Here is a 24809-nt window from a genome sequence, read left to right on the forward strand (position 1 = left end):
AAAGTTAGACTTTCTAACAAACCCAATAAATGAGGAATAATCAGGAGGGTCAGAATAAAATAAATTCGCACAGCTACAAGGCATAGCTTAAACACTAGATAGATCCCCAGCAGTTCATCCAAATAGCAAAGTAATCAACACATGCTGCCTACTGCTAACAAGCCACCAGTTCACAAGCCATCCATTCTTATCTCTAAAGCGAGTTGGCTAGAGGTTGATTTATCACTGTTCTCCATAGAGAATAGCAGCCAGTTAGACTAGTTTATTCAGCAGTATAGAATTGGAGTTCTTATAAGATGATGACAAAATGGCCGACACGTTTTCTACAGATGGCAGAGCTCGTTGCATCTTGGAGTAAAGACCCCTCCACTCAAGTTGGTGCGGTGATCACCGAAGATAATCGTATTGTCTCTCTAGGTTTCAACGGCTACCCCCATGGGATCTCCGATAGTGCCGAAACCGATAACCGGGAGATGAAGCTCCTAAAAACCCTCCATGCAGAAGAGAATGCCATTCTCTATGCTAAGCGTGATCTCAGCGGCTGCGAGATCTGGGTTACCCACTTCCCCTGCCCTAACTGCGCTGCAAAGATAATCCAAACGGGTTTGAGTACAGTACATAGCCCACAACCGAGCGAAGATTTCCAGTCACGCTGGGGAGAGAAGATTAAAATAAGCCAAGATATGCTCGACCAAGCCGGCGTTACAGTCGATTGGATGCAGGTAGAGCCGTCAGAGACTGTTTGATATGTTATAAGCTGAAGCAGCGCAGCTTATATCATTGGCCACATCGTCCATCGCTTTAGCAAAGCTTGATATGCCAGATGACGGGATGAACAGATGACGCTTATTATGTTGCTTACAAAAACGTTTCAATCTGTAGTAGGCGTCGTGACTGATGCAGTCGGAGGCACAAATAACCGCATCGGCAGACCATAACATGGCATCCAAACGCTTGCTACGGTCTTCGACGCCGCCATCGTGATGGCTAAATTCGCCATTACAGCGAGACACCAGCTCCCTGTATTGCTCAGTCATTCTCTGCTGGCCACCAACACATAAAATCTTCAGCCCCTTAAGGTCTGGACAGTCAATGCAGGAAGCCGCGCTGCAGCCATTACAGGGAGGAAGACTCTGCTTTACGAACCCTTCTAGGGCTCGAGTTTCCTGCTGCTGTTGCTGCAATTTCTGAGTTAAACCCAAAATATTGTCTTCACTGTTTTGCAGTTTTTGCTGCCACTGCAGTTTCTGTTTATCCAAAATCTCGAGCGAGATATTCTTACTCGCCAGTTCGTTGTGTAGCTGCTGCAGTTGCGACGCTGCAGCATTATTATCCCCTTCCCGCTCTAGCCGCTTGCAGTGCTCTTTGAGGTGCTGATTTTCCGCCTTGATTTCAGCCAGCAGCTGTTGCTGTTCACTTAGCTGCCGCTCTTTACTAGAGATAGTCTGATGGGCTTTTTGCTGACTTTTATCTAAGGCTCTCTTCAGTTCTAACAGCTCCTTTTCAACAGTGTGTAGCCGTTTCAGATCAGCACGCTGGCCAGCCCCAATCTGGTGGGACAACATATGAATGGTTTCATAGGCCATCTCCTGAATAGTCAGATCACACAAGGGGTGTGTTAGCAGTGCCCATAAGGCTTCGGCGCTGGCTCCTCGATCAATATGTTGCTGCCAGGCATGGTTGAGCTCATCGCGACATTTAATCTGACCAAAACGCTTGATGGCGGCTGCAAATTTTTTATCCAGATGCTTTTGTACCGTCAAAGACAGGTGATGTTTATCGTCACAGTTAGAAACGATCCAAGTGTGTAGCCAGTAATCACTTTTTCGAGCCTGTTCTTTGTCGGCAATCTTCTCTGCTAGCTTACGGATCTCAGATGTCGTCAAACAGGTACCTATGACCGGACATAGCAGTTTAGTGCTTAACTCCCACAGCTTGCGTTTACCTTTAAAGCGATTAAATACCTGTGTTCCAGTGGCTGGGGTATCGCACATGCAGTCCTCCTTAATCCTGTCGCAGTTAAACTTGCCTTAAGCAATGATTGAGTCGTCAGTAGCATCAGTGTAATGATACACTGCAAATGATAATAGTTATCATTTGCGTGTTTGGGAAGTGTTACTTGAAAATATTTCCGCGAAACAACCAATCTGTTAAATATTAATCAGGCCGTTTATGACCTGATTTACAACCATATGGGACAGATCTTTTTATTAATTAAGAAAAGTGTGAGATTAATCTGAGATTTCGATGATACATTCATTAGAATATCCTCATTGAAATAAATCTAATGGAGCAACATGGATATGGCGAACAAAATGATAGAAGTAAATACTCGAATGGGAGAGGGCTGGAAAATCAGTGCTCAGATCCGAGAGCATCTACTAGTAATTGATCAACCTACCGCAGGAAATGAAGGAGCTAATCCACTGGAAACCTTTATATTCTCATTGGCAGGATGTATCTCAACCATAGCTAAAATGGTTGCAAGAGAGCAAAAAATTGATCTTCAACAGTTCGATATTTCGATGAAAGCACAGCTAAATACAGCAGGATTACAAGGCAAGCCTTCAGATGACCCCGTTGGTTTTAAAGTGATAGATATCATCGCCGTTATGGATGCAACGGTTGATGATATTCAACTTAACCAAGAGCAAAAAAGTGCTTTTTTAGACACGGTTTGTCACCGCTGCCCGGTTCACGATAATTTACTTAAACCAACATTGGTAACCCACAGCGTTGTATAGCCCTTTTGGCAAATGATACAAAGTGAAACATACAAATCATTGAAGTAAAAAAGGAATAACTTTAGGGTTTAACTTCGATTTTAAAAGGAATTTTAATCATGAAGAAAAGCCTTTTTTTCCTCACAGCCTTATCCTTGATATCCACTTCTGTTTTAGCTAATAAAAATAGTGTTCACAACTGCTACAGTACTGAGCAAACTTATATAAGCAATGAGCAGAGTATTTATGATTCAGTAGATAGTAGTGAGCTACCCAATGAACTTGATAGTCATTTTCCAGTAGAAGTTATATACAAGTCAAAGGTATGTATCACTTCCTCAATCGAGATTTTGGCAGAAGGCGATCTACCCGATATACCTGCCACACCTCAAGAGGGTGATACACGAACGGTGACACAAACTAGAGGTCATATTCGATCCACTTATAGCCAAAATTATAACGGTGGACGATGGGAAACAAAGTCATTAGTAAGAGATATTGTTGATATTCCAATAGAAGCAGTTTAATCGAGACTCAGTAATCAAGAGTCCCATCAAGCGCATATATGGGGCTAATGATTTATTGGGATTTATCGATTTATTGGTGCCATCCATAATCAATTTCATAATGTTACCAGCCACCGATAATGAACAAACATCAACTGGCTACTAGATTCAAGCCTCACCTATCGACTCTAAATGACAAGTACGAATAAATTGAGGTGAAATTTAAAGAATATTTTTATTATTTCTTGAATCACAAGCAGATGAAAGCGCCCGTTTAAAGGTTAAGCGGTGAGGAGGAAGCAGCTTGATCTAACTGCTACTTAAGTGCCAACAACATATGTGACATCGTTTATTGCTCTTCAATCTAGCTTCCTACATACAAAGCCTTACATTCGCTTACCCTAAACACATTTTAAATACCAGATAATCGCTTACCAATAAACTGCTCACTACACCACTAAAACAGTATTTGTGAGGCAGTGAAAATATATCTTTTGATTTTAAATAGAGGAAGCGAGCAATGATAAAGGTTAATTTGTCTTTTGTTGCATCAACAATAATTGCTACTAGCATGCTAAGTGCGTGTGGAGGTTCAAGTTCGAAACCAGATACGACAAAAACAGACGGAAGCGTTACCCCCGCGAGCTCGTATAAATCAATTGAATGTAAAGAGATGTTATCTGCAGGTCAGTTAACTCAGCTTACACCTGGCTCAAGCTGCGGCTATCTTAGTGTGCCGGAAAAGCATGCTTTATACGGTCAATCGGCATCGGAAAAAAAGATAGAGATAGCAGTGATAAAACTGGCCTCGCTCTCATCTGATAAAAAAGCCGATCCCATAGTGTATTTACAAGGCGGCCCAGGTGGAAGCGCTAATGAGAGTATGGGTGAAATAATCAAAAGCAAGACCTTCATCAAAGACCGAGATGTTTATTTAGTCGACCAGCGGGGCACTGGCTATTCAAAACCAGCACTGTTCTGTACTGAATATAATGGCGAAGCAGGTACGCCTGAGCAGCTTCAAGCCTGTAAAGCAAGACTGGAAAAGTCAGGGATTGATTTAGATGCTTATCACAGCGTACATAATGCCTTGGACTTTATTCAACTCAGACAAGCCCTACAAATACCCGAGTGGAACCTATATGGCATCTCTTATGGAACCCGTCTTGCCACAACCATAATGCGAGAAAATAGCGAAGGTATTCGTAGTGTTATTTTAGATGGTATGTTCCCGATAGAAGTGAATGGTATATCTGATACACCATGGGCAAACTATGAAACCTTGAATCAAATTGTCAGAAACTGCATTAACACTGAAAGCTGTCCTGATGATGAGTTTAAAACGGTTATTCAAGATATTATAGCCCGTATGCATAATGAGGGCATGGTGGCAGAGAGCCGAGAATTCATCCAAATCTTACTTGAACTCGCCACAGAGCCCGTGATTATTAACTACTTAATGGCAGTTGATGAAGACATCAATAAGTATGCGTCAGCCTTTGAGGTGTTACAGGCTGAGCAAGACGACAGTGATGAACAAACAGGTAATTCAGGATCTGGCGATGATGAAACTCTCGATGCAGAAGATATCTTTTATAGCGCCATGGGGTTATCCACGATTTGTGCTGAGGAGTATCCATTTCTTGGTACCACTGCCTTATCGGGTGCAAACAGTCAGGGATGGTCAGCGAGCACACAGCTAGCGGTAGATGGCATGTTCCATATGGGCTTTGATAAAGCGTCTTGCCAAGTATGGAGTGTTGCACCGGCGAATAACATTGAAACCCAAGCGGTAACCAGCAATCTTCCAGTGTTAATACTCAATGGGCAAAATGATAGCCAAACGCCAGCAGCATGGGGAGCGCTAGTGGCTAATAATTTACCCAATGCACAAAACATCACCAACCCCCAAGGTGGTCACGGCCAATTGCTTGCAGGTTTTAGTTGCTTTGATGCTCTAGCCGATGAGTTTTTTACTAGCCCCAATAAAATGCTGGATACCTCCTGTGTCTCGGCTATTGCTCAAATAAGCTATGACAATGAAGGTCATAACGAAGAGGCCGCCAACTTTACCTTTAAAGATAATGATACCAGTTCAACAAGCGTTTATATGAATGGTGTTATCGGATCAGATACCTTAGCGGTAATGCAGACCTTGTTTAGCAAGTATCCACAAATAAAAACCATAGTAATGCAAGATGTACCTGGCTCGATGGATGATGACACCAACTTACTGGCTTCTATGGAAATTAGAAATCGTGGTATAGCAACACACATTCCCGCCGATGGCATGGTGGCATCCGGTGGTACAGATATGTTCTTAGCTGGCGTAAAACGTACTATTGAAGCGGGCGCTAAGCTTGGCGTACATTCTTGGAGCGATGGCAGCGGTAAAGTAGCCCTAGATTACCCTCGAGAGCATCAAGAGCATATGAAGTACCTAGAATATTATAAAGCGATAGGTATCGATGCTGACTTTTACTGGTACACCTTAGAAGCAGCAACAGCTGATAGTATCCATTGGATGACAACGCAAGAGATTACTCAATATAGTGTACTAGCGGAGTAATCATTAAGGCTCATTTATCCATAGCAACACTAATCATAATGAATAAATGAGCCTTGATTTTAACAATAAAAGATAATAAATGGGGGGGATGGTTCACAGTGGTTTTACTGGTTACAGTGCAGGGTTTATCAGTGCCATCCATAACAAACTTCATAATGCCACCAGCTACTGAAAATGAACCAGCATCAGGAGACTCCTCGATGCAGGTCTCACCTATCGACTCTAAATGACAAGTACTAATGAATTGATGTGAAATTTAAAGAATATTTTTACAATTTATTGAATGACAAGCAGATGAAATCACCCGCTTAAAGGTTAATCGATGAGGAGGAGGAAGCTGCTTGTTCTAACTGTTACTTAAGTACTTGCAGGACTGACTGTAATGTCGCCTTCGCTTATCTAAGTGTTCACAATAGGATGTAAGCTCTTGCAAAGTGCCTACAGGCCCTTTAAATAACACCCCAAATTCATTGGTGATTTTGATCCAGTTATCGGTAGGAATATTTAATCTAAATAGAATTTGTTGGCTTTCGACACTGATAGCACCACGCTTATCACCTCTTATAATACGGCCAGTATCATCAACTAGTTGTAGGTAATCTTTAGTGCTGAACATCAGCCCTTTTGGCACATCCTTTCTCTCATTACCCACAAAGGGCAGCAAAACTTGTGGTTGTTCACCATTAATCACAGCTTTAATACGCCGTTGAATGCTGGTGAAATCAGAGGTCTCAGGTGTTTGGGCCATCTTCGCTCGAATTGGGTTGAGGTCGACATAAGCCATACAAGCAAGGACTGCCACTTCATCGAGTAGGGCTTGGCTTTTAAAGCCAAGCCCTCCCAAAAGCGACCTGTACAGTTATCTTCTTTATTCGCCATACGAGCAATGGGCTCATTTAACGCCCTCATAAACCAACTGATATCACTGAGTCGACTTCGATACTGTGCAACAGCATATTTGAGCCTGGTAACTTCATGACTTTCAATTACCTCACCATTTACAAACTTCTGCGTGATATCCGTCCCTTTAAATAGCCGATGCCAACGCTCAACGACTTCTCTATCTGACCAACTATTCGCTTGATAGATATCTATCTGAAGTACAAGGTGAAGATGGTTAGACATTACAGCATAAGCTGCTATATCAATGGCAAAAATATCACCGAGCTTAAGAAGTTGAGATTCAACCCAACCCCGTCTGTGGTCATAATTTTTACCGGTGAATTTATCGTCGCCAAAGAGATAGGCTCGACGAGTTACGCGACTGCAGCAATGGTACATTGGCGTATCTTCGATACTGACTTGCGTTCTTCTTGGGCGTGGCATAGCAGCCCCCTCACTAAACAACCCTCTTTTTAGCTTAGTTGCGAACTCCTAGAACAGCAAAACATTATGGGTGGCACTGTTAATTCTCGCAAAACATTATGGGTGGCACTGTTAATTCTCTCCATACCAATCCGCTTTAGCGTTTGAAAATTGATCCACATCTCCAGCTTGCTTAACAACGTCTTGCCATTAACGCTGGGGCACTATTTCCTCCTCCCCTATTTTAAGCATGATAAAAGCACACACATTTATAACGTTTATTCAGTCAAACATATGTTTTCAGCTTGATGACGTTCAGTTTAAAAAGTGTTGTGTTACTTTTTAAATAATATGTTTGCAACACCTGAATATCTTCTTTGTATAATTTAATAAAACCCATTAATAGCAAGAAGAATAGACACGTTATTACTTAAGCTAGATACCAATAAATTTATAAATCAAGCCAGCACCAAGCTTAAAATAAACTTAAAAATAGCCTTAAACAAGATTAACTTAACATAAATCAAAACTTAATTATTCTTGTAATTACATTAAACAAGCATTAACCACAAAGTACAAATGCTTATAAAACAAATAGATAAAGACACACCTCGTGATTTCCGATGAATAAAGTAGCAATTTTCGAGTTTACACTAACTAGCCATTTGCTCTTAACTATCAAGGTCAACGAGTGACTATGCATAACAATTAAAATATACACCCTAAGTAGGAATGAACATTTAACTTAAATAACGCGGGACTCTACAAGCTGGTAATAACAGCAATATAGACTGATTAAAACCAGGATAAATAAACACCTGGGCAACACAAAGCGTATTAAGTGTTGATATTGGCGTTCAAGACATTAACCATGTCAATAACATATAACTTTTCCTGCTTACTATGCATTTATGACACTCGAATTACTTACACTCGAATAAGTAAACATATAAACAAGGAATTTAAATGAAGAACAGCCAGTTATTAGTGCTAATAACATTAGCATTGACATCAACTTTATCCTTCTCGGTATTTGCAGGCTCAAATGATCCTACAGATAAGGAGCGAGTGGTACTTGAATCTTGTATGTCACTTAAGAGTGCCCCAGAAGAGCACTCTGCAAACTCCTGCGTTCACTATATTCAGGGATTTCTGGCTGGTTCATTAACCACTAAATCAGATTACGTATTGCGTGAAACATCAGGAGAATTTTTCGATAGGGCCTATCAAACTCGAGTAGGAAAACGGACATCGAAGGAGCAACCGACCCAATTATGCCTACCTAAAAATGTAAATGTTGAGCACTTAGCAGAGCGCCTCGTTGGACATCTGTCCTACCCAATCGAATCGATGCAGTTACTACACACGCAAATTTTCGATGCGCTTGCGTTGGAGTCTTCATGCTCATAAATCTCTGCATGTCTCTGATAAAACTGCATGCCACAAGTAAAAATGAGTAGCAAATCTATCTATTGACCCTCAACCCAATGAACTTATTGGTAACGGTGAAAAACGACCATGAATAACAGCAAAATTTTAGACAAATTAGCATTAGATGAAACAAGCAGGTATTCGCCGAGCCACAAACTGTGCCTCTGCTTGAGCCTGTCTCTTTTTTGGTGGATTAACTCAAACTACAGCAACGCACTCCTGCTGTCATTGGGGGCCGCTTCTATCCTGCTCGTGCTCTTTATTGCGCACCGGATGGATGTGATCGACCATGAATCTCAGCCAGTTCACCTTTCACTGAAAATGCCTAGCTACCTGCTATGGCTAACCAAAGAGATCATTGTCTCCAACATCTCTGTGGTCAAACATATCTGGCTTGGCAATAGCAGCATCTCCCCCACCCTTGTCACGATAGATGCCAGTCAACGCACAGATCTCGGCAAGGTTATTTACGCCAACTCCATTACCTTGACGCCGGGCACGGTGGCGGTCGACATAGTCGGTGATCGCATGACCATCCACGCATTGATCAAGGAAAATATCGATACCTTAAAAGCCGGTGAGATGGATCGCCGAGTCACTGAATTGGAAAACAAATGTTAACTGCAGCCACTATCGCAATTCTTGTTGTCATGCTCCTCGCGATTATTCGCTGCGTCGTGGGGCCAACGCTATACGATCGCATCCTCGCATTTAATATGTTTGGCACTAAAACGGTGCTACTGATCTCGATACTGGGCTTTTTGATGGGACGACCCGAGTTTCTCGATATTGCCCTAGTATACGCCCTAATCAACTTTATCAGTGTTATCGGCGTACTGCGCTTTTCTGACTCTATTGAGTTCAAGCACCCGCTTCAACAGCAGGCCTCACCTAAAGAGGATAAACAATGAATCTCATACTCGAGATCGGCAGTGGTTTGTGTTTGCTGCTCGGCAGCTTTCTATGCCTATCCGGTGGTGTTGGCATCTTGCGCTTCCCAGATTTTTTTACCCGTATGCACGCGGTAGGTGTCACCGATACCTTAGGTGCAGGGATGATACTTATCGGCCTAATGCTACAAGCCCCTGACGGGTTAGTACTGCTTAAGTTGATGATGGTTCTACTGTTCACCCTATTTATCAACCCTACAGCAAGTCATGCACTGGCCAAGGCAGCACTGCGTAACAACGTACAGCCCGTGCTTGACGAATCAACTAACAAGGGAGGGGACAAGCCATCGAAACTTTAGTTAATGTCGTTCTATTAAGCTTTCTCGTCGTTATTGCTATCGCCATAGTTCGAACAAAAGATCTGTTGGCCGTCGTAATGTTAACCGGGATCTACGGCTTACTATCAGCAAGCTTCTTTGTGGTGCTAGATGCTGTAGATGTGGCCTTTACCGAAGCCGCTGTTGGCGCTGGTATATCTGGCTTACTGATGCTGGCAGCCATTACCATGACTGGCCGCACCGAGGCCCCTAAACGTCATAAGCCTCTGCTGGCTCTGCTGGTGGTATTTATCACAGGTGGAATGCTGATCTACGGCACCTTAGATATGCCCTATTTTGGCAGTTTCGACGCCCCGGTTCATCAACATGTCGCCCCTCGCTATATTAATGATTCTATGCAGGAGGTCGGTGTACCCAATATTGTCACCTCAGTACTGGCCAGCTACCGTGCTTTTGACACCTTAGGTGAGGTCGCCGTTATCTTTACTGCCGGTATTGGTGTGCTGTCACTGCTGTCACTGCCCCGACGCCGCAAGTCACTTCAATTAGATAAGAGCAGCGATGAGAGTAAAAAAGATCAGATGCATGAGCAGCATATGGTGCTGCGGATCGTTAGCAAAATATTGATCCCCTTTATTCTGTTGTTTGCCCTCTATGTGCAGTTCCACGGCGACTTTGGCCCCGGAGGTGGTTTTCAAGCGGGTGTGATTTTTGCCGCTGCGATCATCCTCTATGCCATGTTATTTGGACTAGACACCGCAAGGCGTGTCTTTAATCAGTCCTTGATCCAACTGATCGCTGCTATCGGCTTGTTGCTATACGCCAGCGTTGGCGTGGTCTCGCTATTTAACGGCGGCAACTTCTTAGATTACAACGTACTCGCTGCCGACCCTATTGCTGGTCAGCACTTAGGCATTCTGCTGATCGAACTGGGTGTTGGCTTCACCGTCACTGCGGTGATGATCATTATCTTTTTCAACTTTGCAGGCCGCAGAGAAGCACAACAGCACGCTACTGAGCAGAGCAGCCTTGAGCTAATAAACAGCCCTGAGCTAATAAACAGTCCTGAGCTAATAAACAGTCCTGAACTAGACGCTACTGAACTCAACAGCACTGAACAAAAAGGGGAGAGTAATGCTACTAGGACTCTATAACTACTGGATAGTGGTACTGCTGATGATGATCGGTTTCTATATCGTTATCGCCCATGGCAACCTGATCAAAAAATTGGTTGGTTTAACGATTTTTCAGACTTCGGTTTTTATCTTTTACATCAGTATGGGCAATGTCGATAGCGGTAGCGCCCCCATCTTGGCTGAAGGTGTGGCTCGCTACTCTAACCCCCTCCCTCATGTACTTATTCTCACCGCGATTGTGGTTGGTATTGCAACGACGGCGCTCGGTCTCGCACTGGTCGTAAGAATCAAAGAGTCATATGGCTCAATCGAGGAGGATGAGATTCAAATTCAAGATCAGCTCACTGAGGATAAAACATCGTGCTAGCCCATCTGCCTATTTTACAAGTTATTGTGCCGCTGATGGCAGCGCCTTTATGCTGGTTCCTAAACCGCTCTAAGCTAGTGTGGCTATTTGCCCTATTGGTTTGCGCTTTTACCTGCCTCAATAGCATATTTCTACTGCAAGAGGTGATGTCCTCTGGCACCATTATCTATCAACTCGGCGGGTGGGATGCCCCTTGGGGGATCGAGTATCGCATCGATGAGCTCAACGCCCTTCTGCTGCTGATCATCTCAGCTGTCGGTACGGTAGTGCTGTTTGCAGCCCATACCAGTATTCAAAAAGAGCTACCAGCAGATCGCCACACGCTCTTTTATAGCCTGTATCTACTATCAATAACGGGTATGTTTGGCATCGTCTCCACTGGAGATCTGTTCAATGTATTCGTATTTCTTGAGATCTCCTCACTATCAGCCTACGCCCTGATTGCTTTGGGCAAAGATAGACGCGCCCTTTGGGCCGCCTATCAGTATCTGATCATGGGCACTATCGGCGCCACCTTCATTCTGATCGGCATCGGCTTGCTGTACCAGATGACAGGTACCCTGAATATGGCAGATCTCGCCAATCGGCTTGAAGAGGTTAACCAAACGCGCACTGTATTTGCCGCATTTGCCTTCTTAATCATCGGCGTCTGTCTGAAGCTGGCACTGTTCCCACTGCATCTGTGGTTACCAAATGCCTACGCCTACGCCCCCTCAATAGTGACCGCATTCCTCGCTGCTACAGCGACTAAAGTGGCAGTTTACCTACTGATCCGCCTTAGCTTTACGGTATTTGGTATCGAGTTTTCCTTCTCCACCCTGCCGCTGCAGAGCATATTTATGGTGCTTGGGTTGGTCGGAATATTCGCGGCCTCAACGGCGGCGATATACAAAACCAATGTCAAACATATCTTCGCCTATTCGAGCATCGCTCAGGTTGGCTACATGATTATTGGCTTCGCGATAAACACCAGCACTGGGCTTATGGCTACCCTGCTACATCTGTTTAACCACGCCCTGATGAAGAGCGCCCTGTTTTTGGCGTTAGGCGCTGTGATGTACCGCATCGGCAGCGTACAGCTTAGCCAGTTCCAAGGCTTGGGACGACAGATGCCGCTCACAATGGCAGCCATCGTTGTCGCTGGGTTGAGTTTGATTGGCGTGCCTTTGACTGTCGGGTTTGTCAGCAAATGGTACCTGCTTGTTGCCGCCGTAGAGGTGGGAATGTGGCCGGTAGCAGTACTGGTGTTACTGGGCTCACTACTGGCTGTGCTTTATATCTGGCGCATCGTTGAGATTGCCTACTTTAAGCCCCCTCTACCGGGTCGTGAAGCGGTGCAGGAAGCGCCTTGGACCTTCCTTGCCCCAATCTGGGCATTGGTACTGGCCAATATCTATTTTGGCATCGATACCCGTCTTAGTGTGCAGGTGGCACAGGCGGCTTCTCAAAGCTTGTTTGGAATTACCCCATGAATCTATCTTTGGAGCTGTTACTGCAGCTAACCATTATCTTGCCTCTGCTTGCCACTCTGGCGATCGTGGCAACGGGAAAACATCCCAACCTTCGTGAGGCTGTCACCATAAGTTTCAGCCTTGCGGTGCTCTTTTGTGTGATAAACCTATATCAAGGGCTAAGCGCTGGAGCCTCTATCGAGGTGTTTTGGTGGCAATTGATGCCAGGCCTAGAGGTCAGCTTTGCGGTTGAGCCACTAGGCATGCTATTCGCCCTCATTGCCAGCTTTCTCTGGCTCATCACCACCCTTTACGCCATCGGCTATATGCGTGGCCACGGGGAGGATAACCAAACCCGTTTCTACCTCTGCTTCGCATTAGCCATAAGCGCGGTGATGGGGCTGGCATTTTCGGCCAACCTATTTACCCTGTTTATCTTCTATGAAGTATTAACCCTGTCCACCTATCCTTTAGTGACCCATGCAGGTACCGAAAAGGCCAAGCAGGGCGGGCGAGTTTATTTAGGTATCTTGCTCGGCACCTCTATCGCCTTTTTCCTACTGGCGATAATCTTAACCTGGTTTGTGGCCGGCACCCTGGACTTCACCCCTGGCGGTGTATTTGGTGACAATGTCGATACCAGCTTAGTGGGCGCAATACTGGTGTTGTTTGTATTTGGTATCGGTAAAGCGGCGATCATGCCGTTCCATCGCTGGCTACCCGCCGCTATGGTCGCGCCAACACCGGTGAGCGCCCTGCTTCACGCGGTTGCAGTCGTTAAGGCTGGGGTATTTACCATATTAAAGGTCTGTGTGTTTATCTTTGGTATCGAGCTACTGCCAACCCTGCCGACAACCGAGTTCCTGCTCTATCTAGCGGGCGCATCTGTGCTGCTCGCCTCGATAGTTGCGATGCGTCAAGACAACCTGAAAGCACGGCTTGCTTACTCTACGATAAGCCAGCTGGGCTATATCACCATAGGCGCACTGCTAGCCACCTCATCAGGGGTTATCGGTAGCTCAATGCACATCGCTACCCACGCTTTTGGCAAGATCACCCTGTTCTTCTGTGCTGGCGCTATTTTGGTGGCAACCCATAAATCGAAAGTCAGCGAAATGCGCGGTCTGGGCTTTACTATGCCAGTCACCATGGCAGCCTTTTTTATCGCTAGTTTGAGTATTATTGGCGTGCCACCAGCAGGCGGTACTTGGAGTAAGTGGTTCCTGTTGATGGGCACCATTGAGACAGGTTACTGGGTCATTATGATGGTGCTGATGGTGAGCTCACTGCTCAATATCGCCTACCTACTGCCTATTCCCTACCATGCATTTTTCCCAGGCAAGGGACACCCAGCAGAAAAGGCTGGGGTCAAGGAAGCGCCGCTAATCTCATTAGTCGCGATAGCTGTCACCACCTTAGGTTGCCTTATCTTGTTCATCTATCCACAGCCCCTCTATGAGTTGGCCAAAACCATCTTAACTGTACCTGGAGTCAGCCATGGACATTAACAAGAGCAATAACGAGAAAAGTGACGAGAAAGATGACAAGCAGTACTTCTTTGATAATCCCAAAAATACCAAGTGGGTTATGAATATTTTCTATGCCTGCTGTGTTCTCGTCGTGGTGCTTGATTTTGTTATCAATCGCCATGTCTATCATAGCTGGGAAAACCTACCCGCCTTCTACCCCATCTATGGCTTTGTCGGCTGTGTAGTCTTGGTGGTCATCGCTAGCTGGATGCGAACCTTTCTGATGCGCTCAGAGGACTATTACGACAAGAGTGATGACAAAGGTTGCGACCATCCTGATGACGATCATGACCAAGAGCATTTAGAAAAAAACAATGATGAAAACACCCACAAGGGTGCAAGCAATCAGACTGAAAACAAAAAAATAGGTGATCACAATGTGGATGCTTGAGATACCGCCCTTTACCCTGTTCTTTATAGGCGGGCTTATTGCTGCACTGACCCGGGGCAAAATACGCGGTGCAATAATGGTGGCCATTCCAGTCATTAGCGCAATGCACCTGTGGACTGTGCCTGAAGGCATTCATCTGCAGATAGCATTTTTAGATTATGAGTTGGTACCCTATCGCGCTGACAAACTGAGCCTGATGTTTGGCTATGTATTTCATATAGCCGCATTCATCTCCATTATCTACTCGCTGCATGTCAAAGATACCGTACAACAGGTCGCTGCCATGCTCTATGCAGGTAGTGCACTGGGCGCGGTATTTGCCGGCGATCTGCTGACGCTATTTGTATTCTGGGAGTTACTGGCATTTACCTCGGTATTTTTGATCTGGGCGCGCAGAACCTCCCGCGCTTATCATGCCGGTATGCGCTACCTGATCATTCAAGTGCTATCAGGCGTCATCTTATTGGTAGGCGCACTGTTTTATGCCGCTGACACAGGCTCTCTGGCCTTTGGCTATATTGGTCTAGACAGCATTGCTGGCTGGCTAATATTGATCGCCTTTGGCATTAAATGTGCGTTTCCCTTTGCCCATAACTGGCTCACCGATGCCTATCCAGAAGCAACGCCAACCGGGACAGTTCTGCTTAGTGCATTTACCACTAAGGTAGCCGTATATGCACTGGCGCGCGCCTACCCAGGCACCGAGCTTTTAGTGTACATTGGCGCAGCCATGACCTGCTTCCCAATCTTCTTTGCAGTAATCGAAAATGATCTCCGTAGAGTATTGGCCTACAGCCTGATAAACCAGGTGGGCTTTATGGTGGTCGGTATTGGTATCGGTACTGCTCTGGCCATAAACGGCGCGATTGCACATGCATTTAACGATGTGATCTTTAAAGGCCTGCTGTTTATGAGCATGGGCGCAGTATTACATATGACGGGCAGAATTAACGGCTCAGATCTGGGCGGCCTGTATAAAACCATGCCCAAAACCACGATACTCTGTATCGTAGGCGCGGCCTCTATCTCAGCCTTCCCGCTGTTCAGTGGTTTTGTCAGCAAATCTATGGTGATGTCTGCAGCCCTTGAAAACGGTTATGACTGGATCTGGTTGATGCTACTGTTCGCCTCTGCGGGCGTGTTCCATCATGCTGGGATTAAGATCCCCTACTTTGCCTTCTTCGCCCACGACTCAGGCCTACGCGCCAGCGATCCACCTCGCAATATGTTGTTCGCGATGTTTATCGCCGCCAGCCTCTGTATTGCCATCGGTATCTACCCTGCGGCGCTATACTCGCTGCTGCCATACGATACGGGTTACAACCCATATGATGCGACCCACGTATTAGCACAAACTCAGTTGCTGCTGTTCTCAGCCTTAGCGTTCGTTTGGTTAAATATCAGAGGGATGTATCCGCCAGAGCTGCGCTCGACCAACTTAGATGTGGATTGGATCTACAGGCGCGCCATTCCCAATGTGCTTGCCAGAGTGTTTGCGGCCATTTGGAAAGCAGACGGCGCACTTCGCAACGCGGTACTTGGAAAATGGAGCCAATGCCAACGCTTTATTGCTAGCAAGCATAAAGGGCTAGGTGGCCTGCTGTCAGGCTCATACCCTGCAGGCAATATGGTGCTCTGGGTAGGCGTGCTGCTAGCGTCTTATCTGTTTATCGGGTTTGTGAATAAGTTGATGGCTTAGGTTTTTAGATAGGGCTTGAGTAAAGGGCTCTTGTAGAAAGCATTGAATTAGGGCGACTTGCATTGGGGGATGTGGGTCGTTTTTTTTAATGGGGCAGACTCTTATCCAGAGAGATCCCATTCAGAAGCCAAAATGACGTTACTGCCGATGGTAACTCTCTATTACAAGAAAGAAGCCGATGACTTTCGCCGCGGAGTTGACTGTTGTCAATGAGCAGCGAAAAACTGAGGCTGAAGCAGTATTACCTAGGCCAAGTAGTCATTTATTCCAAAGCCAACAACCCATGCTGCACTGCAATAGTATTGGCTACAGCAGTCAATCTGGCTTTTATCTCCTGTTCAATACCAGCGCCATCCCGTACCAAATCATCAATCGCAATAAAAGCTATCGTCGTCAAATTACTGCTTTCATAATGATACGCGTAGCCTGTCTCCACCACCCAACTATCAGCCGTCAGTTGTTTCTCCTCCAATGACCTGACCAGAGTAAAATCAAAAGAGAGGATAAAATTGTCATCACCATACCAATCCGCTTTGAGCGCCTGAAAGTTGATCCACATCTCCAACTGACGCAACAGTGGCTTGAGTGATTTTGAGAAGCGAGGATCTGCCCCAATCGTGATCGGCAAGCTCTGCTGTAACTGCTCTACAGTCAGTCCCTCAATATCTTCTAGCATGGAAAGATCCCGTTGCTCATTACGATTACTAAGGTGATTCTGCTCGCTAACGATCTGAGATGCAATAAAAAATAAAAGGACTAGATCCCGGCCAACAAGCATTGCTGGGATGACAGAATAAAAGAATAAGGCGCTAGGCTCCAGCCCACAAGCATTGCTGAAGTGATGGCTAAACCCCCTTTCCTGTCCATCGCAATCCCTGCGATCGGGGATAACTACCTCTGACCTACAGTGACGCAGAAGATGTATCTAGAACACTTCCTGCTATGTACAAAAAAGCGAACCACTTAGGGTTCGCTTTGATCACTTCGCAGCTAAAGCCGCTCCTACATCAAAAGCCGCTCCTACATCAAAAGCCCGTCGATGATGTTCCATACATCATTCGACATTTCCTCCATACTTGGAGGTCAGGTTCCAGCCAACAAGCACACCGGAATGATGGTCGTGGCCAGCCTGAATTGCAAACGAGATAAAAGGGTCGTAGTCCATCCGTTCCAAATACCGCCGCAGGTTACAATATTCCCCGTTGGAAGTTGCCGAAGTTCTTCGCAGAAAATAGCGTAAGCCCCACACGGATGTGGGCTAGTTTTCGGGGGGCATGGACACCCCATCGGAAGCGTTAGCTATTTTCAAAAAAGACCAGAGGAAGACAACTTCGCCGGGGCGTTAGGGTGGATGCAAGGAGGGCGAGGACGAGCAGTCCTCCTTGCCCTGGTGTGGAATGGAATTTCACGACGTTAGTGGCCGACAGGCCATAAGAAAAAAGCATAGATCCCGGCTAAAAGCATCACCGGGATGACGGGTTAAAGAGCATAAAAAAACGAACCACTAGGGGTTCGCTTTAATCACTTCGCGGCTAAAGCCGCTCCTACATAAAAAGAATAGATTCCGGCCAACAAGCATGCCGAAAAGACGGACCTAAAAGCCCTACCAGAATGACGTAACTGCCGACGATAACTCTTTACTACAAGAATGGAAGCCGATAGTTTTCGCCGCATTACCCCGCCCAATAAATCCCACTCCATCGCTTTCCCTGCGATCGGGGATAACTACCTCCATGTACAAAAAACGCACCACTAAGGGTGCGTTTCATCATAATTGCGTCGCTGGCGATGATAAGACAATGAAGTTTGACGCTTTCGCCGCGGAGTTGACTCCAGTCAAACTCCTTATTACGAGATGTGCGAAAACGTTAAACTAAGGCAGTATTATCAAGCCCAAGCAGCAATAAATGACGTTACTGCCGATGGTAAGACAAGGAAGCCAATGGTTTTCGCCGCGGAGTTGACTATTGTCAATGAGCAGCGAAAACCTGAGGCTGAAGCAGTATTACCGAGGTTAAGTAGTCATTTACTCGTAGTCGGCGATTGGGATGCAGGCACAGAAAAGATTTCTGTCACCATACACATCATCGATACGGTTAACCGTTGGCCAGAACTTATTAAGCTTAACCGCCGCCGTTGGGAACACAGCAGTCTCACGGCTGTATGGACGAGAGTCAAACTCTGGGTCCATGATATCAGCCAGTGTATGCGGCGCATTGTGTAGCGGGTTGTTGTCCGCTGGCCACTCACCTGATTCAACGCGGGCTGCTTCGCCGCGAATTGAGATCATCGCTTCGATAAATCTATCTAGCTCAACTTTTGACTCAGATTCAGTAGGCTCAATCATCAGCGTACCTGCAACTGGGAAGCTCATGGTTGGCGCGTGGAAACCGTAATCGTTCAGACGCTTAGCAATATCCATCTCAGTCACACCTGAAGATTCCTTCAACGGACGTAGATCGATAATGCACTCATGTGCGACACGGTTATTACGGCCGGTGTAAAGGATTGGGTAATGCTCAGAGAGTTTCTTCATCATGTAGTTGGCGTTAAGCAGTGCCATCTGAGTCGACTCTTTAAGCCCCTGCTTACCTAGTAACTTGATATACATCCAAGTGATAGCCAAGATACTTGCGCTGCCGTATGGCGCTGCAGAAACTGCACCATTGTTGTCAGACTCAAGACCATGCTTAACCACTGCATGACCCGATAGGAATGGCGCAAGATGCTTTTTAACACCGATTGGGCCCATACCTGGTCCGCCACCACCGTGTGGGATAGCAAAGGTCTTGTGTAGGTTAAGGTGTGATACATCTGCACCGATAAAGCCAGGTGAAGTTAACGCTACCTGAGCGTTCATGTTGGCACCATCAAGGTAAACCTGACCGCCATACTGATGGATAACTTCACAGATCTCACCGATAGTCTCTTCGTATACGCCGTGAGTCGATGGGTAGGTCACCATGATGCAAGATAGGTTATCAGCAACTTCAGCTGCCTTCGCCTTCAGATCTTCCATATCGATGTTACCCTCTTTATCACAAGCGGTAACGACGATCTTCATGCCTGCAAGCTGCGCAGAAGCTGGGTTAGTCCCATGGGCAGATTGTGGGATCAAACAAATATTTCGGTGAGCATCACCACGAGACTCGTGGTACTGCTTAATGGCTAGCAGGCCAGCATACTCGCCTTGCGCACCAGAGTTTGGCTGCAGTGATACCGCATCATAACCTGTGATATCCACTAACCACTCAGACAGCTCGCTTACCAGCTGAGCATAACCCAGAGCTTGGTCTTGTGGGCAGAATGGGTGCATGTTGCCAAACTCAGCCCAGCTTACCGGCATCATCTCAGTCGCAGCGTTAAGCTTCATGGTACATGAGCCTAAAGATATCATTGAGTGGTTAAGCGCGAGATCTTTGTTCTCGAGACGCTTGATGTAACGCATCATCTCGGTTTCGCTGTGGTAGCGGTTGAACGTTGGGTGAGTCAGAATAGCATCTTTACGGACTAGCGCCGCTGGAATCGATTGACTACCAGAAGCGGCTACCGCTGTAACGATTTGCGCATCAAGTGCCGTAACATCGAGTCCATGGCCTTCACCTAATATGATATCGAACAACTGAGCAACATCGGCGCGGGTGGTCGTTTCAGCAAAACTGACACCGAGAATGCCGTCGTTGTCGATACGCAGGTTTACGCCTTGGGCTTCAGAGCGAGTCTTTATAGCGGCTGCATCTAGGCCTTTAATCGATAACGTATCGAACCAAGTACTATTGACTAACTCAACGCCTTTGGCTGTTAGACCAGCACCAAGAATATCGGCTAAACGGTTGATGCGCTCTGCGATAACTTTAAGACCTTGTGGGCCATGGAATACGGCGTAGAAAGAAGCCATGTTCGCTAGCAATACTTGAGCAGTACAGATGTTTGAGTTGGCTTTTTCGCGGCGGATATGTTGCTCACGAGTCTGCATCGCCATACGTAGGGCGCGGTTACCGCGAGTATCTTGTGATACACCGATAATACGACCAGGCAATGAACGTTTGTGAGCGTCACGCGAGACGAAGAATGCTGCGTGTGGACCACCAAAGCCCATTGGAACACCAAAACGCTGTGCACTACCAAATACCACATCGGCGCCCATTGAGCCTGGTGATTTAAGCAGGACCAACGACATGATGTCGGCGGCAACTGATACAACCGCTTTCTTAGCCTTCAGTGCAGCAAATAACTCAGTATGATCGCTTATCTCACCATACTTGTTGGTGTACTGAAATAGCGCACCAAACAATTCATAGTTAACCGCATCTGATGCTGGGCCTACGATGACTTCAAAACCAAAACACTCGGCGCGTGTCTTGATAACATCCAAAGTCTGTGGAAACACATCGTTGGCAACAAAGAAGATATTGGCTTTCTTAGCTTTAGATACACGCTTAGCCAGCGCCATCGCTTCTGCGGCAGCTGTGGCTTCATCGAGCAGTGAAGCAGAAGCTAGGTCAAGACCGGTTAGGTCCATCGACAGCTGCTGGAAGTTAAGAATAGCTTCAAGACGACCTTGGGCGATCTCTGGCTGATATGGAGTATAAGCTGTGTACCAGCCTGGATTTTCGAACACATTACGCAGGATAACTGACGGGACTTCCGTACCGTAGTAACCCATGCCGATGTAGCTCTTAAATACCTTGTTCTTATCCGCTATTTGACGAATATACGCCAAACCTTCGGCTTCGCTAACACTGTCGCCAACGGCAACATCACGGTTAAGAAGAATCGACTCAGGGACGATCTGATTAGTCAGATCGTCTAATGATTCTGCGCCAACAAAGTTCAACATCTCTTGACGTTGCTCGCTATCAGGGCCGATGTGGCGGCCGATAAAACGATCGTGTTGCTCAAGCGTAGTAAGCGTTTTAGTGGTCATGATAAACCTAATTCCATATTTGCCAGTATCCGCCTGTAGGGGGGCTAAGCTACCGGTCTCGTTGTATTATTTATAATGGTATTGTTTAATAACAAAGTGGTGTTTGGTACATGTACATATAGCTGAATAACTTCCATCAATGTCTTTAAGCTGTAAGTACCTAGCACCTAGCACCTAGCACCTAGCACCTAGCACCTAGCACCTAGCACCTAGCTTCTTACACCTAACCATGAGTTAAAAGTCACTTAGCTATATTCTTACCTATATACTTTTCAATATAAAAAACAAAGCCCCAACCGGTAATGAGTTGAGGCTTGGGTATCGACGCGTTCTTACTCTTCGTCGATCACTGCTTGATAGCCTTCGGCATCAAGCAAGTTTTCAATTTCAGCCGTGTCAGTTGGCATAACGCGGAAGAACCAGCCGTCACCAAATGCATCGCTATTAACTAGCTCTGGAGAATCTTCCAATGCTTCGTTAATTGCCAGTACTTCACCAGAGATAGGTGCGTAGATATCAGATGCTGCCTTTACAGACTCAGCGACTGCACAATCTTCACCAGCGGTGACATCATCACCCACTTCTGGAAGCTCAATAAATACCATGTCACCTAGAAGCTCTTGTGCGTGCTCACTGATACCGATTGTGTAGCTACCGTCTTCCTCTTTGCGGATCCACTCGTGTGAAGAGGCGTATTTCAATTCAGCTGGGATATTGCTCATTGTTATTTATCCTTAATCTATTGTTCTAATTCTGTATTAATAAGACTAAAAGGCTTGCTTGCCGTTACGTACGAAGCTTGGTTTGATCACTTTTACAGCAACGCGCTTCTTACGCATTTCGACTTCAGCCGTATCTGAGATACTTTTAGGTACTCGCGCCATCGCAATAGAATAGCCTAATGTTGGCGAGAATGTACCGCTGGTAATCGTGCCTTTCTGCTCAACACCATCGGCGTCATTGAAGAACACGGCCATGCCTGGGCGAATAACGCCTTTGGCTTCCATGATAAGACCCACCATCTTTTCGGTGCCCGCAGCCTTGATCGCTGTGAGTGCTTCGCGACCGTTGAAGTTACGTTCTTCCGGCTCCCAAGCAATAGTCCAGCCCATGTTAGCCGCTAACGGATTAACCGTTTCGTCCATATCTAGGCCGTAAAGGTTCATGCCAGCTTCTAAACGTAGGGTGTCACGTGCGCCAAGGCCACATGGCTTAACGCCAGCTTCAAGCAGTGCCTGCCACAGAGCTTCGGCTTCGTTTTCAGGAACGATGATCTCGTAACCGGTTTCGCCTGTGTAACCTGTGGTTGCAATAAATAATGAGTCAGCTTGTACGCCGAAGAAAGGCTTCATGCCTTCTACTGCTGCGTTTTGGTCAGCATTGAATACTGTCGCGGCTTTGGCTTTAGCGTTGGGTCCTTGAACGGCAATCATCGCCAGTTCTGGACGCTCAGAAATCACCACGTCGAAGCCTTTGACTTCTTGAGCAATCCAAGCCAGATCTTTTTCGCGAGTCGCAGAGTTAACCACGATGCGGTAATGAGTATCGGTGAGGTAATAGGTGATGAGGTCGTCGATCACGCCAGCGTTATGATCTAGCATGCCGCCATAAAGTGCTTTACCCGGCACCTTAAGTTTAGCGACATCATTCGCTAATAATTTACGTAGGAAAGCACAGGCGTCAGTGCCAGTCACATCAACAACTGTCATGTGAGACACGTCGAACATACCAGCGTCTTGACGGACAGCATGATGTTCTTCGATTTGAGAACCGTAGTTAAGTGGCATATCCCAACCGTGGAAATCTACCATCTTAGCGTCTGATTCTAAGTGCTTGTTAAAGAGTACAGTTTTATTAGCCATTATAATCTCGTTATTATGCCCTTTTCGGGTCTAACCTGGCGTAACTACACAGCTCTCTGTTCTAGCGTCGTCTATTGATAAGAAGCACCGCAGAACAGAAACACCTCGCGTAGGGTACATACGGCCAAAGTGTGTCTGCAAACATATTACTTGAGTCACTATTTACTGTTGCAATAGGCCTAGCGTAATACTTGCAAAAATTGCGTTAGATAAAATTGCATTTATGAGTTTCAGCTTGAAATCTCATAGGTACTAAAATGCGGCGAAATTATACCTTGCGTCACCGCTTTGTATACAAAAGAATTTTCTAATCCGAAGCCTTTTGTCATTACTTTTTCTCATGTTAAACATGTCATTTTTTAACACATAAAAAAAGTTTGTCGCATGATAAATAACAAGCCACTGAAAAGTCAGGTTTTATTCGAGTAATACAGCCAATGATTTAATCTTGCTTGCACAGCTTAGGCAGGCTGTTTTTATTACCCATCGCCTGTTGCATAAACAGTGTTTTCACAGGAGAAAGATTATCGACGAAATTAAGACCAAAATCCCGCAACGCTTTCTTAACTGGGTTGCTACCTTCGAATAACCGTTTAAAGCCTTCCATTGCGGCAATCATCTCTAACGCATCGGCTTTACGCCAGCGCTCAAGTGCACGCAAGTGACTGTAATCGCCTATATCTTTACCCTCTTGCTTAAGCTCGGTAATGGTTTGAATAATGGCTGCAGCATCGAGGAAACCCAGATTGACCCCCTGCCCCGCTAAGGGATGTATGGTGTGCGCCGCATCCCCAGCCAATAACAGACGATGACGGGCAAAATGTCGGGCATAACGCATTCGTAGTGGGAACGCTTGTGGCTCACATTCAAGCGAACACATCCCCATGCGCCCATCAAACTCAGCGGTTAAGGTGCGCTCAAACTCTTGCTTGTCGGCCGCGAGCAGTTGCTTGGCCTTAGCGGGGGGCACCGACCAAACGATGGAACACAAATTATTTTCATATAAGGGTAAGAAAGCTAAGGGGCCATCTTTAAGGAACACCTGACGGGCTGTGTCTTGATGAGGAATTTCAGTGCGAATGCTGGCAACGATGGCATGATGACCGTAATCCCAGAAGGTCATGGGGATCTTACACTGTTCGCGCACCCAAGAGTTGGCACCATCGGCACCTATGACTAATGCCGCACTGATATTGTCGCCATTATCTAATGTCAGCCAAGCTTCGCGCTCGCCGAAGGCTATTTTGTCTAATCTCTGGTTTTCAAGATGGGTGATCTCATCAAATTCGCTGACACGTTTCGCCAGAGCAAAGCTGATGTTGGCATTTTCGATAATACTGCCCAAGTATTCTTCGCTTAAGCTGTGGGCGTCGAAACCTATCTTGCCTAAGCTGTCTTTATCCCAGACTTCCATTTTTTGATAAGGACTGCTGCGCTCACTGTCGATATAGCTCCAGGCCCCTAAGTTTTGCAGTAAGCGTTGACTCGCCTTATTGATGGCACTGACGCGTAATTTAGCATCTCCAGTTACGGCTTGGGTCTCACCGGCGTCGATAACCACCACGCGAAGTTCGTCCATTGCCAGGCCGATAGCGGTGGCTAATCCCACCATACCGCCGCCGATAATTGCGACATCATAGGTTTGCATTGCACTTGAGTTTGAGTTTGTGTGCATGTTACTTCCT

20 protein-coding genes and 1 pseudogene are annotated in these 24809 nt (G+C 46.1%); 14 read left to right on the forward strand and 7 right to left on the reverse strand.

All coding sequences use genetic code 11. From position 1 onward, the window contains the following. Positions 1 to 296 precede the first annotated feature (296 nt). On the forward strand, positions 297 to 746 hold the full coding sequence (locus FM038_RS19860; RefSeq protein ID WP_142871536.1) for a dCMP deaminase family protein: 450 nt from the start codon (positions 297 to 299) through the stop codon (positions 744 to 746). On the opposite strand, the gene FM038_RS19865 is transcribed toward FM038_RS19860, so the two are convergent. Continuing rightward, positions 732 to 1994: a DUF2325 domain-containing protein gene (locus FM038_RS19865; RefSeq protein ID WP_142871535.1), complete on the reverse strand. Its 1263-nt coding sequence runs from the start codon at positions 1992 to 1994 to the stop codon at positions 732 to 734. The two genes, FM038_RS19860 and FM038_RS19865, sit on opposite strands and share 15 nt — an antisense overlap. A 309-nt stretch (positions 1995 to 2303) precedes the next feature. On the opposite strand from FM038_RS19865, the gene FM038_RS19870 reads away from it, so the two are divergent. The 3 genes from FM038_RS19870 (at position 2304) to FM038_RS19880 (ending at position 5798) form a co-directional block, all read left to right on the forward strand. Then, positions 2304 to 2744: an OsmC family protein gene (locus FM038_RS19870; RefSeq protein WP_142871534.1), complete on the forward strand. Its 441-nt coding sequence runs from the start codon at positions 2304 to 2306 to the stop codon at positions 2742 to 2744. A gap of 98 nt (positions 2745 to 2842) precedes the next feature. Further along, positions 2843 to 3250: a hypothetical protein gene (locus FM038_RS19875; RefSeq protein WP_142871533.1), complete on the forward strand. Its 408-nt coding sequence runs from the start codon at positions 2843 to 2845 to the stop codon at positions 3248 to 3250. 499 nt (positions 3251 to 3749) lie between these two features. After that, entirely contained in the window at positions 3750 to 5798 is a 2049-nt protein-coding gene (locus tag FM038_RS19880) for an alpha/beta fold hydrolase (RefSeq protein WP_142871532.1), read from the forward strand. Positions 5799 to 6144: 346 nt separating this feature from the next. Here FM038_RS19880 and FM038_RS19885 read toward each other — a convergent pair. Continuing rightward, positions 6145 to 7124 (reverse strand): annotated as a pseudogene (locus FM038_RS19885) (transposase). 945 nt (positions 7125 to 8069) lie between these two features. Between FM038_RS19885 and FM038_RS19890 the strand changes: the two are divergent. From FM038_RS19890 to FM038_RS19935, 10 genes are all read left to right on the forward strand, one after another. Then, on the forward strand, positions 8070 to 8513 hold the full coding sequence (locus FM038_RS19890) for a hypothetical protein (protein ID WP_142871531.1): 444 nt from the start codon (positions 8070 to 8072) through the stop codon (positions 8511 to 8513). 108 nt (positions 8514 to 8621) lie between these two features. Continuing rightward, positions 8622 to 9155: a Na+/H+ antiporter subunit E gene (locus FM038_RS19895; RefSeq protein ID WP_142871530.1), complete on the forward strand. Its 534-nt coding sequence runs from the start codon at positions 8622 to 8624 to the stop codon at positions 9153 to 9155. Further along, a complete protein-coding gene (locus FM038_RS19900) occupies positions 9149 to 9445 on the forward strand; it encodes an MrpF/PhaF family protein (protein ID WP_142871529.1) in 297 nt (98 codons plus the stop codon). The genes FM038_RS19895 and FM038_RS19900 overlap by 7 nt, the downstream gene beginning before the upstream one ends. Then, the gene (gene mnhG / locus FM038_RS19905) at positions 9442 to 9783 is read left to right on the forward strand and encodes a monovalent cation/H(+) antiporter subunit G (protein ID WP_142871528.1); all 342 of its coding nucleotides are present in this window, start codon (positions 9442 to 9444) and stop codon (positions 9781 to 9783) included. The genes FM038_RS19900 and mnhG overlap by 4 nt, the downstream gene beginning before the upstream one ends. A gap of 32 nt (positions 9784 to 9815) precedes the next feature. Continuing rightward, a complete protein-coding gene (locus tag FM038_RS19910; RefSeq protein WP_142871527.1) occupies positions 9816 to 10916 on the forward strand; it encodes a Na(+)/H(+) antiporter subunit B in 1101 nt (366 codons plus the stop codon). After that, complete coding sequence (locus FM038_RS19915) at positions 10897 to 11265, forward strand: cation:proton antiporter subunit C (RefSeq protein ID WP_126507455.1); 369 nt, start codon at positions 10897 to 10899, stop codon at positions 11263 to 11265. The genes FM038_RS19910 and FM038_RS19915 overlap by 20 nt, the downstream gene beginning before the upstream one ends. Next, on the forward strand, positions 11259 to 12737 hold the full coding sequence (locus tag FM038_RS19920; protein WP_142871526.1) for a monovalent cation/H+ antiporter subunit D family protein: 1479 nt from the start codon (positions 11259 to 11261) through the stop codon (positions 12735 to 12737). Before FM038_RS19915 ends, FM038_RS19920 begins: the two co-directional genes overlap by 7 nt. Beyond that, positions 12734 to 14224, forward strand: a complete 1491-nt coding sequence (locus FM038_RS19925; protein ID WP_142871525.1) for a monovalent cation/H+ antiporter subunit D family protein — start codon at positions 12734 to 12736, stop codon at positions 14222 to 14224. Before FM038_RS19920 ends, FM038_RS19925 begins: the two co-directional genes overlap by 4 nt. Continuing rightward, positions 14214 to 14636 (forward strand): hypothetical protein, encoded by a 423-nt coding sequence (locus tag FM038_RS19930; protein ID WP_142871524.1) that lies wholly within the window; start codon positions 14214 to 14216, stop codon positions 14634 to 14636. Before FM038_RS19925 ends, FM038_RS19930 begins: the two co-directional genes overlap by 11 nt. Next, positions 14623 to 16335 (forward strand): Na(+)/H(+) antiporter subunit D, encoded by a 1713-nt coding sequence (locus FM038_RS19935; protein WP_142871523.1) that lies wholly within the window; start codon positions 14623 to 14625, stop codon positions 16333 to 16335. Before FM038_RS19930 ends, FM038_RS19935 begins: the two co-directional genes overlap by 14 nt. 262 nt (positions 16336 to 16597) lie before the next feature. Here FM038_RS19935 and FM038_RS19940 read toward each other — a convergent pair whose 3' ends face one another. From FM038_RS19940 to FM038_RS19960, 5 genes are all read right to left on the reverse strand, one after another. After that, positions 16598 to 17011, reverse strand: a complete 414-nt coding sequence (locus FM038_RS19940) for a hypothetical protein (protein WP_142871522.1) — start codon at positions 17009 to 17011, stop codon at positions 16598 to 16600. A 1350-nt stretch (positions 17012 to 18361) separates the two neighbouring features. Further along, complete coding sequence (gene gcvP / locus FM038_RS19945; RefSeq protein ID WP_142871521.1) at positions 18362 to 21262, reverse strand: aminomethyl-transferring glycine dehydrogenase; 2901 nt, start codon at positions 21260 to 21262, stop codon at positions 18362 to 18364. 332 nt (positions 21263 to 21594) lie between these two features. Further along, complete coding sequence (gene gcvH, locus FM038_RS19950; protein WP_142871520.1) at positions 21595 to 21984, reverse strand: glycine cleavage system protein GcvH; 390 nt, start codon at positions 21982 to 21984, stop codon at positions 21595 to 21597. Between the two features lie 45 nt (positions 21985 to 22029). Beyond that, positions 22030 to 23124, reverse strand: coding sequence for a glycine cleavage system aminomethyltransferase GcvT (gene gcvT / locus FM038_RS19955; RefSeq protein WP_142871519.1), 1095 nt, complete (start codon positions 23122 to 23124; stop codon positions 22030 to 22032). A gap of 442 nt (positions 23125 to 23566) precedes the next feature. Continuing rightward, positions 23567 to 24772 (reverse strand): FAD-dependent oxidoreductase, encoded by a 1206-nt coding sequence (locus tag FM038_RS19960; RefSeq protein WP_142871682.1) that lies wholly within the window; start codon positions 24770 to 24772, stop codon positions 23567 to 23569. Positions 24773 to 24809: the final 37 nt, after the last annotated feature.

The organism is Shewanella eurypsychrophilus (genome assembly GCF_007004545.3).
Classification (GTDB): domain Bacteria; phylum Pseudomonadota; class Gammaproteobacteria; order Enterobacterales; family Shewanellaceae; genus Shewanella; species Shewanella eurypsychrophilus.

Excerpts from the sequence above, each read along its gene's own strand:
- FM038_RS19930 (WP_142871524.1), top strand. The coding sequence starts at position 14,214 with ATGGACATTAACAAGAGCAATAACGAGAAAAGTGACGAGAAAGATGAC.
- FM038_RS19880 (WP_142871532.1), top strand. The coding sequence starts at position 3,750 with ATGATAAAGGTTAATTTGTCTTTTGTTGCATCAACAATAATTGCTACT.
- FM038_RS19875 (WP_142871533.1), top strand. The coding sequence starts at position 2,843 with ATGAAGAAAAGCCTTTTTTTCCTCACAGCCTTATCCTTGATATCCACT.
- FM038_RS19900 (WP_142871529.1), top strand. The coding sequence starts at position 9,149 with ATGTTAACTGCAGCCACTATCGCAATTCTTGTTGTCATGCTCCTCGCG.
- FM038_RS19935 (WP_142871523.1), top strand. The coding sequence starts at position 14,623 with ATGTGGATGCTTGAGATACCGCCCTTTACCCTGTTCTTTATAGGCGGG.
- FM038_RS19870 (WP_142871534.1), top strand. The coding sequence starts at position 2,304 with ATGGCGAACAAAATGATAGAAGTAAATACTCGAATGGGAGAGGGCTGG.
- gcvP (WP_142871521.1), bottom strand. The coding sequence starts at position 21,262 with ATGACCACTAAAACGCTTACTACGCTTGAGCAACACGATCGTTTTATC.
- gcvT (WP_142871519.1), bottom strand. The coding sequence starts at position 23,124 with ATGGCTAATAAAACTGTACTCTTTAACAAGCACTTAGAATCAGACGCT.
- FM038_RS19860 (WP_142871536.1), top strand. The coding sequence starts at position 297 with ATGATGACAAAATGGCCGACACGTTTTCTACAGATGGCAGAGCTCGTT.
- mnhG (WP_142871528.1), top strand. The coding sequence starts at position 9,442 with ATGAATCTCATACTCGAGATCGGCAGTGGTTTGTGTTTGCTGCTCGGC.
- FM038_RS19865 (WP_142871535.1), bottom strand. The coding sequence starts at position 1,994 with ATGTGCGATACCCCAGCCACTGGAACACAGGTATTTAATCGCTTTAAA.
- FM038_RS19915 (WP_126507455.1), top strand. The coding sequence starts at position 10,897 with ATGCTACTAGGACTCTATAACTACTGGATAGTGGTACTGCTGATGATG.
- FM038_RS19890 (WP_142871531.1), top strand. The coding sequence starts at position 8,070 with ATGAAGAACAGCCAGTTATTAGTGCTAATAACATTAGCATTGACATCA.
- gcvH (WP_142871520.1), bottom strand. The coding sequence starts at position 21,984 with ATGAGCAATATCCCAGCTGAATTGAAATACGCCTCTTCACACGAGTGG.
- FM038_RS19940 (WP_142871522.1), bottom strand. The coding sequence starts at position 17,011 with ATGCTAGAAGATATTGAGGGACTGACTGTAGAGCAGTTACAGCAGAGC.
- FM038_RS19895 (WP_142871530.1), top strand. The coding sequence starts at position 8,622 with ATGAATAACAGCAAAATTTTAGACAAATTAGCATTAGATGAAACAAGC.
- FM038_RS19925 (WP_142871525.1), top strand. The coding sequence starts at position 12,734 with ATGAATCTATCTTTGGAGCTGTTACTGCAGCTAACCATTATCTTGCCT.
- FM038_RS19960 (WP_142871682.1), bottom strand. The coding sequence starts at position 24,772 with ATGCAAACCTATGATGTCGCAATTATCGGCGGCGGTATGGTGGGATTA.